Source organism: Pseudoalteromonas sp. SD03 (genome assembly GCF_040937955.1).
GTDB lineage: Bacteria > Pseudomonadota > Gammaproteobacteria > Enterobacterales > Alteromonadaceae > Pseudoalteromonas > Pseudoalteromonas tetraodonis.
The window spans coordinates 3,439,060-3,455,667 of the sequence record NZ_CP162514.1; the positions used below are offsets into that span (position 1 = coordinate 3,439,060).

Annotated in this window: 10 protein-coding genes; 3 read left to right on the forward strand and 7 right to left on the reverse strand. The window is 40.0% G+C overall.

What is annotated here, in order from left to right; genetic code table 11:
* Positions 1 to 272 precede the first annotated feature (272 nt).
* A complete protein-coding gene (locus tag ABZP26_RS16070) occupies positions 273 to 3,404 on the reverse strand; it encodes an efflux RND transporter permease subunit (protein ID WP_013466226.1) in 3,132 nt (1,043 codons plus the stop codon).
* Positions 3,405 to 3,417: 13 nt separating this feature from the next.
* The gene (locus ABZP26_RS16075) at positions 3,418 to 4,596 is read right to left on the reverse strand and encodes an efflux RND transporter periplasmic adaptor subunit (protein WP_368485156.1); all 1,179 of its coding nucleotides are present in this window, start codon (positions 4,594 to 4,596) and stop codon (positions 3,418 to 3,420) included.
* Between the two features lie 292 nt (positions 4,597 to 4,888).
* On the opposite strand from ABZP26_RS16075, the gene ABZP26_RS16080 reads away from it, so the two are divergent.
* Entirely contained in the window at positions 4,889 to 7,399 is a 2,511-nt protein-coding gene (locus ABZP26_RS16080) for a zinc-dependent metalloprotease (protein ID WP_368485157.1), read from the forward strand.
* A gap of 52 nt (positions 7,400 to 7,451) precedes the next feature.
* Here ABZP26_RS16080 and ABZP26_RS16085 read toward each other — a convergent pair whose 3' ends face one another.
* Positions 7,452 to 8,240, reverse strand: a complete 789-nt coding sequence (locus ABZP26_RS16085) for a PhzF family phenazine biosynthesis protein (protein WP_368485158.1) — start codon at positions 8,238 to 8,240, stop codon at positions 7,452 to 7,454.
* A 65-nt stretch (positions 8,241 to 8,305) separates the two neighbouring features.
* A complete protein-coding gene (locus ABZP26_RS16090) occupies positions 8,306 to 8,920 on the reverse strand; it encodes a PQ-loop domain-containing transporter (RefSeq protein ID WP_010392228.1) in 615 nt (204 codons plus the stop codon).
* A gap of 271 nt (positions 8,921 to 9,191) precedes the next feature.
* On the opposite strand from ABZP26_RS16090, the gene ABZP26_RS16095 reads away from it, so the two are divergent.
* Entirely contained in the window at positions 9,192 to 10,325 is a 1,134-nt protein-coding gene (locus ABZP26_RS16095) for a PepSY-associated TM helix domain-containing protein (RefSeq protein WP_368485159.1), read from the forward strand.
* Positions 10,326 to 10,373: 48 nt separating this feature from the next.
* Positions 10,374 to 11,537 carry a tetratricopeptide repeat protein gene (locus ABZP26_RS16100; protein WP_368485160.1) on the forward strand — a complete coding sequence of 388 codons (1,164 nt, stop codon included), beginning with the start codon at positions 10,374 to 10,376 and terminating at the stop codon, positions 11,535 to 11,537.
* A 17-nt stretch (positions 11,538 to 11,554) separates the two neighbouring features.
* Here ABZP26_RS16100 and ABZP26_RS16105 read toward each other — a convergent pair whose 3' ends face one another.
* From ABZP26_RS16105 to ABZP26_RS16115, 3 genes are all read right to left on the reverse strand, one after another.
* A complete protein-coding gene (locus ABZP26_RS16105; protein WP_016899019.1) occupies positions 11,555 to 14,368 on the reverse strand; it encodes a PD40 domain-containing protein in 2,814 nt (937 codons plus the stop codon).
* Positions 14,369 to 14,511: 143 nt separating this feature from the next.
* Positions 14,512 to 16,062: a PH domain-containing protein gene (locus tag ABZP26_RS16110; RefSeq protein ID WP_036957019.1), complete on the reverse strand. Its 1,551-nt coding sequence runs from the start codon at positions 16,060 to 16,062 to the stop codon at positions 14,512 to 14,514.
* Positions 16,052 to 16,597, reverse strand: a complete 546-nt coding sequence (locus ABZP26_RS16115; RefSeq protein ID WP_058155395.1) for a PH domain-containing protein — start codon at positions 16,595 to 16,597, stop codon at positions 16,052 to 16,054. Before ABZP26_RS16115 ends, ABZP26_RS16110 begins: the two co-directional genes overlap by 11 nt.
* Between the last annotated feature and the right edge of the window lie 11 nt (positions 16,598 to 16,608).

Genomic DNA, 16,608 nt, shown 5'->3' on the forward strand with positions numbered 1-16,608 from the left:
AACCTTAAAGAGTCAAACGTCGCCCATAACATATGGCTTTCAACAGGCAAACTAGCTCATGAGCTAATATGCGTTAACTAAAGTATTAGGTTAAAAACCATTGTGTAATACCAATACCGACTGATTGTAATTCGCAATGTTGCAATAATCAAACAAAAGAATGTAACCAGAGTTTAAAAACAATACTAAAGTTTGCACTAATGAGCATAAAACAAAAAAGCCAACCGCTTTATAAACGGTTGGCTTTTTTCAGCTACATGATCTGGGTGATGTTAACTTACGCTCGCTTTTTTACTTGCGAACGGGCGCTTAAATAGCGCGCCTATGTCGGTTAAAATAATATACAAACACGGCACCAAAATAAGGGTGATCAGTGTTGCAAACATAACCGCAAAGCCCAGAGCTACCGCCATAGGTATTACAAATTTGGCTTGTAAACTGGTTTCAAACATAATCGGCAATACCCCTGCAAAGGTCGTAATTGAGGTAAGTAATATGGGCCTAAAACGTGCACAGCCTGCTTCAATAACCGCATCTTTTATACTGATACCAGCTCGACGCGCCTGATTAATAAAATCAGTCATCACTAAGGAGTCATTAATAACCACCCCTGCAGCAGCAATTAAACCAAAGCCCGACATTAAGCTAATATCTAAACCAAACCAAAAATGACCCCATATTGCCCCCGTTAAACTAAATGGAATAACCGACATTACAATGAGAGGTTGTGAGTAACTTTTTAACGGCACGGCAAGTAATATATAAACTAAAATCATACCACCAGCAAAAAATAACAATTGCTCATTAGCTTGCGCTTGTTGCTCTTCAATTGCGCCACCTAGTTCTGACTTAACACTTGGGTATTCGTCCAACAGTTGTGGTAGTAAATTTTCTTTTACTTGCTTAACCACTTCGCCTGGCTCAATCACTTCCTCATCAATGTTGCCATACACATAAACAGTACGATAACCACCTTCACGACGAATATAACTAATACCAGGGGTTTCAGTTAGCTCAACCACATCTCCTAGCAATACTTCTTTGCCTTGGGGCGTGGTGATAACCGCGTGTTTAAGCGATGAAAACGCTTCGCGAGTAAGCTTAGGGTAACGTACCATCACCCGTACTTCTTCACCGCGACGAATAACACGTTGCGCCTCGCCACCATAAAAACTGGCACCGACTTGATTTGCAATTGAGGCCAAATCTAACCCTAAGTCAAAGGCGACTGGTTTTAAGCTCATTTGTACTTCTTTGCTAGCAGGGTCAATGGTAGAGCTTATATCAAATAAGCCTTCTTGCTGCTGCAATAATCCAATAAAGCGACGCCCTGCTTCATTCAATGTATCGATATCAGAGCCATACAGTAAGTAACCAAACTCACCGTTACCGCCGCCACCTCCACCGCCAACATCATCCTGAATAGTTAACGATTTAACGCCCGCAATATTAGGCATCGCTTCACGCCAGCGGCGCGAAAGCTCAAAGGCATTATAAGGGCGTAAATCTTCATCAACCAATGGCGCTAATAACTGCGCCTCTGTACGACCTTGGTTAAATACCAATACATCGCGAATCATCTTTTGCCCTTCTTCGCGCTCGGTTTGCTTATCTATTTCAAGCACCATGGCTTCGATTTGGCGAATAGCATTAATAGTTTGAATGTCTGATACGTTATCGTTCATCTCAACATTAATTTGCGGGAAGTCATGCGGCACTTTAGGCGATGGGATCATTCTCACCTGATTAGACGATATTAACGCAAAGGTGAAAATTAGTAGCGCAATAAAACTAAACAGCACCGTCCAACGCCACTTTATACAATTAACAATAAACTGCCTATACGGTCCATTTACAAAGCCAAAAAAGCGCTTATTAAAGCGTGCTCGCCAACCGTCAGGGTTAATAGGTGAAAAGTGAGTATGCGCAATGTGTGCCGGTAATATCAGCTTAGATTCAATCAAGCTAAATATTAAACATAAAATCACCACCACTGAAATACCTATAAAAAAGGAACTTTCAGGGCCGCTTGAAAGCGTAAACGGCGCAAATACCGCAATGGTTGTTAGTACACCAAAGGTGGCGGGGGTTGCCACTCGTTTAGCGCCATTAACCACATTAACAACACCGCCGCCTTTTTTTTCTATTTCGGTGTAGGCACTTTCACCTATGACAATGGCATCGTCCACCACAATCCCCAGCACCATAATAAAGGCAAATAAAGACACAATATTAATTGTGATACCAAATAACGGCATCAGCATCATCGCACCTAAAAAGCACACTGGTAAACCAATCATTACCCACAGGGCGAGCTTAAAACGTAAAAATAACGAAAGCATAATAGCGACTAAAATTGCACCTTGCAGCAAATTAGCTTTCATCATGTCTAAGCGTGCATTTAGATAGTAAGTAAAGTCCATTAGCGGCTCTATACGTACACCCAATGGCAGTTCTTTATTTTTTTGATCAATATACGCTTTAACCGAATCGGCCACCGGAATAATGTTTTGATCTTCGGTGGCTTTTACCGATAAATAAACCGCGTTTTCGCCATTAAATTTAAAGTAACGCTCACCTTCAACGAACTGATCTTTGATTATTGCAATATCTTGTAGCAATACTTTGGCACCATTGGCGCCAATTTTTACCGGAATTTGCCTAAACTCTTCACCAGAGTAAAACTGATTTTCTACTCGAACCGAAATAACACCCGCATCAGTTTTTAATTGTCCGGCTGAAAAGTTAGCCGAATAACGACGTACCGCGTTCGCTACATCCGATAAGGTTAAATTATATTGGCGCAGTGTGTCGGGCTCTATTTCTATGGCAATTTCATCCAGTGGCACATCGTTTACCACTAAAGATACATTCGATAACTGCAAGAGTTCATCTTCAACCTGATTTGCGATTGGCTTAAGCTCATTTAGCGGTAGGTCGGCAACGAGCGTCATACCAATTACATCTTGGCGAAACTCTATTTGACTAATGGTAACCGGCTCCATTCCTGCAGGAAAAGTCGCGATACCATCTACTCGCAGTTTTACCTTATCGAGAACGTCGGTAAGCTCTGCGTCAGTATTAATTTCAAGGCTGGCAGAACCCCCATTACGAAAAGCGCGATATACCCCTTTTTTTATCTCAGTTATATCTTTTAGCGACTCTTCAATTTTTATTAAGATACTTTCTTCAATTTCTTGTGGCGACGCCCCCGGGTAGTTTGCATTTACAGTAATATAGTTAACTTCTATATTAGGGAACATTTGTCGCTGAATGGTAAAGTAGCTTATAAGCCCCATTACAATAATAAAAAACATCATTAAATTGGCAGCAACAGAGTTGTTAGCAAAATAAGCAATTAACCCTGTTTGTTTGGTTGTATTGGGCTGTTCTGTGTTATTCATAACTCACCCTACCTTAAAGTTTTTCAGTGGATACATTTTCTGCTGCATCTGTATTTTTAGTCTCTGTTAAACCGGCTATTTTTACTGCCATGCCTTTTTGAGGGTATTCCGGTAAGGTGGTAACGAGCTTATCGTTGGCCTGTAAGCCATCGCTAATATAAAAATATTCGCCTTCTTCACGAATCACTTTTACTTTACGCGGCTCTAACTGTTGCTCATCATTAACTATCCACACGGTTTGGTTATTTACTAACTCTTGCGGTAAACGATAAATATTATTGAGCATAGTGCCGGCAAAGTTTACTTGTACATAAGTGCCAAATTTAATTGCAGGCTGCTGATTAGTCAGTCCGTAAGGATCTTCAATTCTTATTACTAAACTGCTCATGCGAGTCGCGTTATCAACAATCCCTAAATCGCGGTCTATTACTGCTTGGCGAGTAAACCCATTGAATCCTGTTTTAATAACGGTTGCCATTACCCCTTTAACGCGCTCAGGTAAAAACACACTGTCAAAACCTGCGATCGGAATAATCACTTCAGCGGTTTCAATATTATTCAGCTCGGCAACTTGAGCGCCCATACTAACAAACTGGCCAACCCCCACATTCCGACTAACCACTAATGCATCGTAAGGTGCGGTGATTTCACAATTGTCTAAATCGCGTTGGGCTCTTTTTAATGCTGCTTGCGCCGACTTAACTGATGCTTGCGCACTCAGCACTTGTGGTTTGCGTAAAAATAAATCTGTACGTGCTTTATTTGGGAAACGTTTTGCTTCGTCTTCTGCGACTTTGGCTTGCGCTTGCTCTTCAATTAACATCGCTTGAGCGCGGGCAAGTTCAGCTTCAGCTTGCAATACCGCAGCCTCGTAGTTATCTTTTTCAATAGTAAATAAGGTTTCGCCGCGACCCACAACACCACCCGCCACAAAGCTTGGATGCCAGCTGACGACTTCACCTGACACTTGCGCTGAAAGTTGGGTATTTTCTAGTGGCTGCACTTCACCATAACTATTAATGATAACTTGATGATCGTTAGCGGAAACGGCTTCAACTTGCACCGTTGGTCGAGTGTCTATGACTTCTTTTTTGTCTGACTCTTTTGCAATCGCATTAATTGCAACAAAACCAGCAACACCTAATGCCAGTGCTACAAATGGAAAAGCCCATCTAAGTACATTACCTTGCATCTGTTTATTTCTCCCAAATTACTATTAGCACTATGATACCAAAGCTTAATGAAACATTAACGTGACATTTGTAAGCAACTGTTACAAAAAGGTATAAATAAGGTCTTCTTCAGCAAATAAAAGGTAAGTCAAAAGCACTGTTAAGCCGCTTTATAAATGTATTGTTACAATCTTTTACCATTATAAATCATAAAGCTAATCACTTTAGGTTAGTATTTATTAATCATACTGTGCGAAAAAGCATGACACACCGTACAGTAAAATTACATTAACAACTAAAAAAGACTAAACGATGAAATTAACCACACTTACCTTGGCGCTGAGTATAGCGCTTAGTGGCAGCTATGCTGTTGCAGCAGAAAAAAAAGAAGAAAAGAAACCACAAACATTAACTGAAATGATTAAAGGGCAAACCGAATTTGCGGGTATTTTTAATCTTTACCAAGATGAAAAAACCGGCGATCACTTAATGGTGATAAACGAATCACAACTCGATACGCCCTTTGTGTACTTTGCGCATACCATTGATGGTGTAACTGATGCGGGTCATTTTCGTGGGTCGTATCGTGAAACAAAGCTGATTGAATTTAGAAAATACTTTGATCGTATTGATATTATTAGTAAAACCCCTCGCTACTTATTTAACGAAAATAGCGCACTTGCCAAAGCCAGTGAAGCTAATATCAGCGAAGCCGTGCTTGCAAGTATAAAAATAGAAAAACAAGAAGAAGGTAAAATAGCCTTTAATGTAAATAAGCTTTTTTTAAGTGAAGCGCTACATAAAGTATCTCCTACGCCTAACCCGAACGATAAAAATGCTAAAAAGCGTTTTAAAGTAGGTAAATTAGACGATAAAAAATCACGCATCATCAAACAGCGTCCTTACCCTAACAATCTAGATGTGGTGGTTGACTATGTATTTACTAATAGTAGCCCAACTGTTCGAGGCTCAGGTGCGATAAGCGATCCACGAAGCGTGTCAGTAAAAGTTCAGCACTCATTTGTAGCTTTACCTGATAATAGCTACCAACCTCGTTTTGATGATGCGCGCATTGGTTATTTCACTAATCAGTTTGATAAAATGACATCAACTGACTGGGCACCATACCAAGATGTAATAAAGCGCTGGGACCTACAAAAGAAAGATCCAAACGCAGCACTTTCAGAGCCAGTAAAGCCGATTACCTGGTGGATAGAAAATACTACGCCTGTTGAGTGGCGAGATACAGTTCGTGACGCCGTACTTGCGTGGAATAGCTCATTTGAAAAGGCAGGCTTTAAAAATGCAATAGAAGTAAAAGTACAACCTGATGATGCCGATTGGGATGCCGGCGATATTAACTATAATGTACTGCGTTGGACTTCATCGCCTAAGCCACCTTTTGGTGGATATGGACCAGCATTAGCTAACCCGCTAACAGGTGAAATTTTAGGCTCAGACATTATGCTTGAGTTTGTATTTATGAAAAACCGCTGGATATACGATACGCTTTATACTCAAGGCACTATGAGCCATACACAACCAGGAAGCAACACTGAGCTTAATTGTTCTTTAGGTCATGAGTTACAACAAAACCTAATACTTGCAAAAGGCTTAGCAAATGGTGCTGATATTGAAGATACTGAAATGTTACGCCAAGGCTTAACTCAGTTGGTTTTACATGAAGTAGGGCATACTTTAGGTCTTAATCACAACATGAAATCTTCTATTTTGTGGGATGAGAAAGAAGTTCACGACAAAAGTAAAACTCAAGGTATAGTGACCGGCTCAGTAATGGACTATGCGCCAGCAAATATAGCGCCAACGGGTGTAACTCAAGGCGATATCTTCCAAACTAAACCCGGTCCATACGATGATTGGGCAATAAACTACGGCTACAGCGCAGCTCTTAAAGATGAAGCAGCAGAACAAGCTCGTCTTGATAAAATACTCGCTCGCTCAAGCGAACATGCACTTTCCTTTGGTAACGATGCCGACGACATGCGTGCCCCTGGCCGCCATATAGACCCTCGCGTGATGATAGGTGACTTGTCGTCTAACCCTGCAGCTTACGGCGCAGATAGAATGGCACTGATCAATACACTATTTTCTGAACTTAAAGACAAAGCTACAGTAAAAGGCGAGTCTTACCAACAGCTTGTTACTTCTGCTAACAGCCTATTTGGCCAATACCGTGCGCAGGCAGGTGTGGTATCTCGTCAAATTGGAGGGGTTTATGTAGAGCGTGCCGTAGTGGGCGATGAAAATGCAGCAAAGCCTTTTACACCGGTGCCACTTGAGCGTCAAACTCAAGCAATGGCTATTTTAGCTGAGTATGTGTTTGCTCCAAATGTACTGCAAAGTATGCAGCCTTTGTATAACTTTATGCAGCAACAGCGTCGTGGGTTTAATCATTACGGTAAAAACGAAGACCCTAAACCGCATAAAATGATTTTAGGCATGCAAAAAGGTGTATTAGCGCAACTACTGCATCCTGCTGTGTTACTGCGTATTTCAGATACCGCTTTATATGGTAATGAATACAGCCTTACGCAATTTATGGGGGATTTAACTGCAAGTATTTTTGTTGATAGTAAAAATGCTAATTCGATCAGTCATAATTTACAGATTGAATACGCAAATCAGCTTATTGCAATTGCAGGCTTAAAAAAAGCAAGTAAATACGATAACTTAGCAAAAACAGCTGCGCTATATCAGCTAACTCAAATAGCCGATCAAGATGTTGCATGGGGTGCAGACACCGCAACCAAAGCACATAAAAAGTATATCGATCGCTTAATTAGCAAAGCGCTAGAAGCATAAATAACACTGAGTAAACCAAGGCCACGTTTTACGTGGCCTTTTTTACATTAACTCAAAGGTAAATAGTACCTTTTAGGTACCTTACGGCATGACCCGTCAAAGTTACTGTTGTATCACCCACTTCACAGTAAAGCTTCCCGCCTCGTTGTGAGGCCTGATAAGCAATTAAAGAGTTTTTGCCAAATTGTTCTGCCCAATAAGGGGCAAGCCCGGTATGAATTGAGCCGGTCACAAAGTCTTCATCACCACCACTGGCAGGCCAAAAATAACGAGAAATAAAGTCATACTCAACACTCGGTGCTGTTGCAACCACATCTAATGGGGCTAATTTTTTTAGTTGTTCATTGGTTGTTTTCAGATCTACAACCTGCTGCTCATTATCATAAATAGCAAAATAAGCTTGGCGGTTTTGCAGCACTTTAACAGGTTGTATAGACAGGCCAGCTAATAAAGCATCAGGGATGAGCTGAACCTCTTCAGGGGCTTGTTTAGGAAAGGTCATGGCAAAGCTGCCATCGTTATTTTTATTAACAATCAGTTCGCCCACCGCCTCTGTGCTGAAGCGCACCTGCGTTATACTCTGTTGCTCACAAAGCACATAGGCCGCAGCCAATGTAGCATGGCCGCAAAAATCAATTTCCATTAACGGCGAAAACCAACGTATCGCAAAGCTTCCATCTGCCGACTGACAAGTAAAAGCGGTTTCAGACACGTTGTTTTCCGAAGCTATATTCAGCATAAGATCATCACTAAGCCAAGACTCTAGTAGGATCACGGCAGCATAATTACCTTTAAACAGTTCACTGCTGAACGCATCGATTTGATGGATAGTTAATTTCATAGTGGGCACTTTTTATTTATTGGTCACTCAAAGTGCCACAAATGAAATTAACGGTCACTATAATTTTATGCCAACACAGGACGTACGCGATAATACTGCATACACGCAAATTGCAGCGCATTAGTTAGCAATATCATAATAAACATTAATATATGCGAAGTACTTTGCACTGGCATGGCTAGCTCTGCAAACAAACCACAGATACCTGCTATAAATTGCAAACTAAAATAGCGCGCACTAAGGTTACTAATATTCCCTGTTCGCAGTGTTTTATAGGTTTGTGGCATAACCCGTACTGAACTCATAATTAAGCCCACATAAGTTAAGCCATTTAGTACAGTGGCAGTATCTAGGTTAGGGTTTAACAGCAACAAAAAAGGTAATAACGAAAAGCTAAGCATGCCAAGTAACTGCAGCTTCTGACGTTTAGCGGCATTATAACGTGCAAAAAAGTATAAAATTAAACCACTTAATAAACCTGTCGCAAAAAACGGCAAGGCAATATAAAAACGAGCAAAATAAAGATTGTAGCTAATAAAGTACACACTTTGCGCTAAACCAAATGTCATCATTAGCAGTGATACACCCGATACACTGCGGTTTTTAATAATTTTATTAAGTAACGGTAAAAAACTAAAAACCAAAATAAACACTGACAAAATAGGCAAATAATACGCCAAAGCAAACCTCGCTCGTTACATTGTTGTTAATAAAAAGGAAGAAATAAAACATTTTTTAAACATTTGTTTTTAAAGGCTTTATTTTTGTGCGCGCATTGTAGAGCTGGCTAGGTTTTATACAAGCTTCACACCTACTTTAGTTTCCTCCTGTGGCAACTTGAGTATACAAAAACCGTTGCTATAACTTCACAGTCTCACTATTTTATAATTGCAACACAAATGATAACTGTTATCATGCGCATATCTAAAAATTAACATGCAAGCTTAAGTAATGAGAAAAACACTGTTTAAAGTTCATAGTTGGTTGGCGCTAATTGCCATTATTCCGTTAATTGTTATTAGCATTACCGGCAGTGTTTTAGTGTTTAAAAGTGAAATTGATGGCTTACTGATGCCTGACAAACACTTTGTGGTACAGCAGCAAGCTGCTCGCTTACCTATGGACTCATTAATAGATAAAGCCGAAGCAGCCTTTCCTGAGTATGTAGTTGGAAGCTGGGAGCTTTTTAATAACACCACCGCCGACCGGCTTTATTTGGTTAAGCGTGGCACTGACGATTGGTATAAGTTGCATTTAGACCAATACACCGGAGAGGTTTTATCAGAACCAGTAAGCACAACTCATTATTTTACCGACTGGTTTCTAGAACTCCATTACACCTTTTTACTTAACGACTTAAAAAGCTTACCTGGGCAAACAGGTACCGTATTAGGGTTCTTTTTTGCTTTATTTTTATTAACTCTGGGCATTACAGGCTTAATTATTTACCGTAAATTTTGGCAGCGACTATTTAGCGTACGCTGGCGCGCAACTTTACAAATAGTACTCAGTGACATTCATAAGATGACCGGTGTTTTAGGCTCACCTATCCTTATCGTTTTAGCAATTACCGGTGGCTATTTTAATGGCGCAGTGTGGTATCACGAAGTAATAGAACACGCAGAAGAAGAGCACCACACTATTACAAATAAATTATATAGTGACGACATCTCTTTTGAGCGGATTCTTAATGATAGCAAACTGCAAATACCCACTTTTAATACAACTTTTTTAGTTTTTCCACGAGAGCCCGATGAAAATATTACTCTTTATGGCGAAGTAAATACCAGTAACCCACTAACCAGTGAATACGCCAATACCATAACCTATGATAAGCAAACAGGTGAACACATGGCTAACTGGGATATTCGAGAGGCTGGTGCTGGTTGGCAAGTAATAGACAGTTTTAGAAAACTACACTTTGGTTATTTTGCTGGGCTTATCAGTAAAATACTATGGTGTATTGTTGGCCTTAGCCCTGTATGGCTCGCTGGTACAGGCTTTTATTTATGGCTCACACGCCGTAAACGTAAAAAGCAATCACACAAAAATCGCTTAACTCAACAACGAAGCGCGAATGCTTGATAAAACAATCACTCCCTTGTAAAGTGAAACCAACGAGGGAGTGAGTTAATGAATATGTTCAAGGTAATAATAAGTTTAACTTTTTTATTTGTTGTGGGGTGCAGCAGCAAAATCAATACGCAAACTCAGCGCGTACAATTAAGTTCATTAATTAATCACACATTATTTGTACAACAAACCACACCTTCTGAAAAGGTTATATTTGAACTTCCCGAGGCAGAAAAAGCACGCTTTTTAGCCTTCGTAACAAAACAACAAACAGCTAATATTCGTAGTGACCGTATTATTTATAACTACCTTGAAAATCAGCTCTCTAATTTTAAGTATCATGGCGATACGCTTACATCATCTCAATCTCTCAACCTTGCACAAGGTAACTGTATCAGCCTTGCTGTTCTTACCCAAAGTTATGCACAAACATTAGGGCTTAAAACCAGCTTTCAAGAAATGACTAGCGAGCCAGTTTACGCACAGGAAGATAACTTGGTTTATGTAGCAAACCATTTTAGAACTAAAGTTTATGCCCCAGAAGAGGAACTGCCTGAAAAAGAAGAAAATGTGATCACTTTTTTTCGCCCAGGAACCTTAATAGACTACTTCCCAACCAGAGGTAGTGTGTATTCTGATAGTGCTAATTATAATGATTTAATCTCTAAATTTTATAGTAACTTAGCTGCTGACGCGCTTTTAGATAAGCAGCTTGATCAAGCGTACTCTCTTATTTTACAAGCAAATAAATACACCCCTTATGATCCTGAACTATTTAATATGGCTGGAATTTTACATCGACGAGCTGGCGATTTAAAAAGTGCACAGCTTATTTACCAAACTGCTTTAGATAATAAGCTGATAAATATAAATTTACTTAGTAATTATCAAGTTTTAGCCAAACAAATTGGTGACCAGCAACTTGTTGAACAATTAGCAAGCCGACTTGCTGAAGTAGAAAAAGATCCTTATGAACTTTTAGTTATTGCAAAAAATGATCTAGAAACAGGACGAATTAATACCGCTACAGAGCATATTGAACAAGCCATAACAAAAGCGCCGTATATTGCAGAACTTTATTTAGAGCTTGCTAAAATTCGCTATCAACAAGGAAAAAATCACCAAACACAAAAATTACTTGAGAAAGCGATAGAGCTCGAAAAAGACAAGCAAAAGTTAAATGTATATCAAGCTAAGTTACTGTCCTTAAAAGCGAGTAAGTAACTTAGCTAAATAGGCTTTTACAATGAATAGTAAAAGCTTAACCACGCGCGCATTTCATCTTCAAAGCTGTCACCTTCTACTCGCGACAACCCCATATCAAAGGTTAAGTCATTAACGCCCGCAGGCCCCATCCCGAAGCTAAAGTCACCTTGGTATTTTAAGCCGTAACTTTGTGCATAAACGTTGCTATCTAATTGATGTTGCTTGTAATAAAGCCAAGGCATTCCCTCTTTAAAGCTAATGCCACCACCATACCCTTGGTAGCGCTCAGTGGTTGCACTATAAAAAGGCAGTTCAGCAGCAAGCACAAATTCACTACTTTGCTGCTGATTAATTAAATTAGAACTAAAGCCGCCTAATGTCAGGCTACTGTCATCTCTTTGCTTTTGCTCAAAGTTAACAAAAAGTGGTATATCAAACGCTTTACCAAAAATTTTTGCTGCCAAGTCATAACCTTGCCAATGACTACTGTGATTCTGCCCATCATAAATGCTGGCATAAATACTCTGCCCAATAGCAAATGCTTGGCGGTCATGTTGCCAGCTTTGAGCAATACTCAACCGTGTCCAATTTTTATGGCTATTTTTATAATCTGTATAGTTATAGGCCAATTCTGGGGTTAAATGTAACTGGCCAAACTTCAATGGGTGGCTTACTGCAGCATAACCACCTCGGGCTTCAATATCAGCGTTTAAGCTAGGTTGATATTGATGTGATGTATCCAAATTATAATCAAATAGCGCAAGCTTAAACTTTGTATTTAACGCATTGTATTTTGCTTGTATAAAGCCGCCATGTAATGCACCGTCATGCAAATCAATGTTATAACCCGCTTGTAAATCAAGTTGTTTTAATAGGTCGCTACTTTTTATACCTACACTTAGCAAACTGGTTGACGCTGAATAATACTGAGATCCCAAGGCAAACGTCGCTTGCTGATCAAGTACTGCGTAATCGCTTTGTTCTGCTATCTCATCGGTATATATTTTTGCCGGTGGCAGAGTATGCTTATTTACCATCAACAATGGAGCTTCACTGTTTACAGCGAAATCAGTCACGGCTGTGCGGTTTTTTGTTGTAAGCGTTTTTACATCAGGGCCATCGGCATTAATAGAGAAATAAAGTAGTGAGCCATCTTCAGCCTCAATCGGGTATGCGAGCGCTTCTTGCCCGTTAGTTAAGCGGGTGAGGGTGTTATTTTTTATATGATAATTATAAATATCAGTTTTATTATTTAGGCCAGCAACAAAATAGATAGATTCCCCATCTTGACTGAAACTCGGCTGACTTAAATACTGATACCCGTTAGGCATTGGGATTGACCGCCTGGCATCACCGTTTAAGCCTTGTATATACAACTGCCAATTTTCGTTTAATGATGCTGATAAGTAAGCTAATTTTGTTTCATCGGGGTTCAGTGTCGGGTAATCATAACTTGTTTTTAAGCTCTTAGTAAAAAATGGCGTGATTGTTTGTGTATTAAGATCGACTTTTACTAATTCAGAATACCCAGCTCTTATTTGCTCACCGTAAAGTGTTTCACCATCACGGGTAACACTAAAACGACGAATACCGGCCAGCTCTGTAAGTTGCTCTATGTTGCCAGTGTCGGTGTTGTAGCTAAAAATGTCAGACACTTTGTTATAAGTTCCCGATCCTTCACTACTGTAGGCATTAAAATAAAGTGTGTTGTTATTTACCCATTGCGGGTTAGCAATACCTGCGCGATTAATTTGATTTAGTACTTGTTTTTGTTCGCGCTTAAACACGATTGGCGGGGTATCAGGAACATCTTGCTTATCGTTCTCTAGGAGCTCCTTTTGCACCTTAGTAAACTTATCTCGTGCTTTGGTGTTGTCTTCTGTACTGTAAATTATTAGTTTTGTTTTACTCTTTTCATCACGTTCAACTATCGCAATTTTGCTACCATCATTTGAAAGAGCTGGATTGCTAGCGTATAAATCAAGTTCTAACCAAAGCTTGCTATTAAGTGATGATTCGGTTTGCTCTTGTTGCATCGCTTTATAGGTATACTCTGCAATAAATCGACGATATAACCTTGCAGCGCTTTGCCCAAATACACCAGAAAATGCGTCGTCAAAATCTCGTGATTTCACTGCTCGCATACGAACCCATACATTATCGAGTAGCTGCTCTGAGTAATTTTGCTCTAACCAATATAAAAAACGACTTCCCATTAAATATGCCATAGAGCCCGCCATAAAGCCCTCATCGCTATTTAGTTGCCCATAGGTGGGAAGCGCTCCCTGCTGAGCAAACTCTCTAAGTATTGCCTCAGCATAGTTATCAAATAAGCGCCCTCGACCTGTCATTTTTGATTCAATTAAAGTGGCGTACCCTTCGGCTACCCAGCGCGGTGTATCACCATAGGTTAAATCGTATATATCCCATACACCGCGAATCTTTTGCTGCCAGTCGTTACGGGTTGGCTGCGCTAAATGGACTAAATGAATGTATTCGTGCAGCACCAACAATTGCTGCCAACCCGATGAATTTGATATCACGGTATCCGACTGCGGTGGCGTAGTAAAAAGCGCCATAACAGGATTATTAGAGGTTGGTAAGGCAAAGCCATTCGCTGCATTTAGAGGGTCAAACACCACCACATCGACGATTTTATCAAGCGCCCGATTTTGTTGCTCAAGCACTTTAGTGCGAACAATTTCCAGCTCCACAGCAGTCGATTTAGCAAAATCAGTATGCTCACTACTAAAGTGAACATTAAAATGCTCGGTATGAATGGTTTGCCAATTAGCAGCAAAGCTAGGTGCAGCCAATAATAAGGCTGATGCAATGAGTGACTTTTTCACAATAATCCCTTAAATAGTACATTTGATAATGTTTAGAGTATTATCAAATGGAAAAAACGGGCAGTAAAAAAGTGTAATAAAGCATGTGCAAATGTGTATTTACACCCGCTTTATTATTTAATCTGAGTTTTGAACAAAGGAAGTTACATCCAACTGCGAGGGTCTGACTCAGCCTGCATAAGTGTAAAATCTATAATGAAGTCAGCATCTTGCTGTTTTAAATATGGGACGTACGCACCGCCTGCAGCAAGTTGTATATACAGGCTTTTTAAGCCAGAACGACGCATAAAAAAGGTGCTCACACTGCGAGCGCTTTGTGCTTTGTACAGCTCAAATACCCGGTAATGCACACCAATCATACCTTTGCGTACCACCAAATAAAAACGCCCATCTTGTTGATGAAGGTAATACCCATAACGTTTATAAGATAAAAACACTAACGCGGCTAATACCAAGAATAATGCTAATGCAATTAATATATTAAGTTGCATAAAGCTAATAAAAAAACCAGAAGCAACGCTCGGTAGCAAAGCATAAAACACCGTGTTTTTATATAACAACGCCCTTTCTACCGCATTGAATGCCAGCTTTTTACTGTCAAACCACGGATAAATCCACTGACACACATTATCAACTTGCTCCTGCGTGAGCACAGGCAGCACTAAGGTTTGTTTATTCTTTTTCGCCATGCTTGCAGCACCGCCGCTACTGGCTTGCAAACACTCCACAGTAAAGCGTTTTAATAGCCTAGCAACTAGGTTTTGCTTAATAACGATTGACTGTACTTTGTCTAAACTAATTGATAGTTGATGACGCTCTAACAGCCCTGCAATACGTTTGAATTTATTATTTTTAAAGTAAAGCTGATAGTTATAAAAACGAATGAGCGACATAGTTACCGATAAAAGTACCGCTATAAATATCAAAATAATGATCAGAGTAATTATTGCAAACACAGCTGCATTAGCCATCAAACCGAGCTCTTGTTGATAATAACTCTCTATTTTTGTTATAAATTGCTGCTCTAAAAAGTCGATGGCCACATTCATAAAAGGGGCAATTGCCGCAAGTGCCAAAATAGCCATATTCGACATTAAACCAAACTTAGCTATTTCTTTATTTGAGATGAGTAAGCTATTTTCGCTCAGCTCTTCAATATGAGATTGCGCTGAATCAGCCACCTCAGCTGATGGTTGCTGCTGCGCTTTATAGTCAAACACTCGTTTACGCATTTGTTGCGCGTAATCTTTAGTTACCCCTGGCAAAACAGCTTCTTGAGCCACACTGCCTGCCGCATCAAAAATACAATTAACTAACCCTATGGGGGTGAAGTAAAATGGCTCCGCTATATTTACGTTTTGCACTCGAGAAAATTTTAAGGTAAGTCGCTCTTTTTTAAATACGCCTTTATTAAGTAAAATTTCATGCTCGTCAGTAATACAAAAACGAAAACTACGGTAATACAAAAAACAATAGGCAAGCAATGAGGTCAAAGCAACCGCGAGCCCAACCTGCCCCCAAAAGAGTTTATTTTCTACTTGGGTAACAAATACCACCAACACGGGCAGTAAATTAAATAAGCCGTCTTTTATGAAGCGCACACTAAAATGCATCACAAAATAAGCCAGCGCCCAGGGCGACACTTTTTGCCAATTAAGTGAAGGTGACGTTATTTGCGCAGCATCAACACTCAATGGCAGCTACCTCGCTTGCGGTTTCATCGTGGCGATAGCTTTGTACAAACTGACGAATATTTTTGCATTTTTCGTGGGTCAGGCCGCTAATTTGTAAATCGGCACTCATACCGCCGGCGCTATAAAGTCTTAAACTGGCTAAACCAAGCTTTCGCTCTATGGGCCCACGGTGTATTTCAATATGCTGCACACGCGCTAACGGTAAAATTGTCACCTGCTGCCAAATAATGCCTTTTTTAAAAGCAATATCGTGGGTACGCAACGCGCTGCCCTGTAATTTTATGCTGAACACGCTATATAACATACACAGTAAAATTAATAGCGGAACAGCAACCAATAAGTAACCTTGCGCCATAGCAGCAAAGTCTGTATTAAAATAGCAAACAGCCGCTAGTACTAAGCAAAAAGGAATGAAAAATAACAACCAATTCAATTGTGCATGCAACAATGCTTTGTCCGCAAGCGGCTCAAACACTATGCTTTTATGTTGCGGTAGGTCGGTTATTTGTTGATTAGTAAACACACTATGCTCCATTACGCTTATGG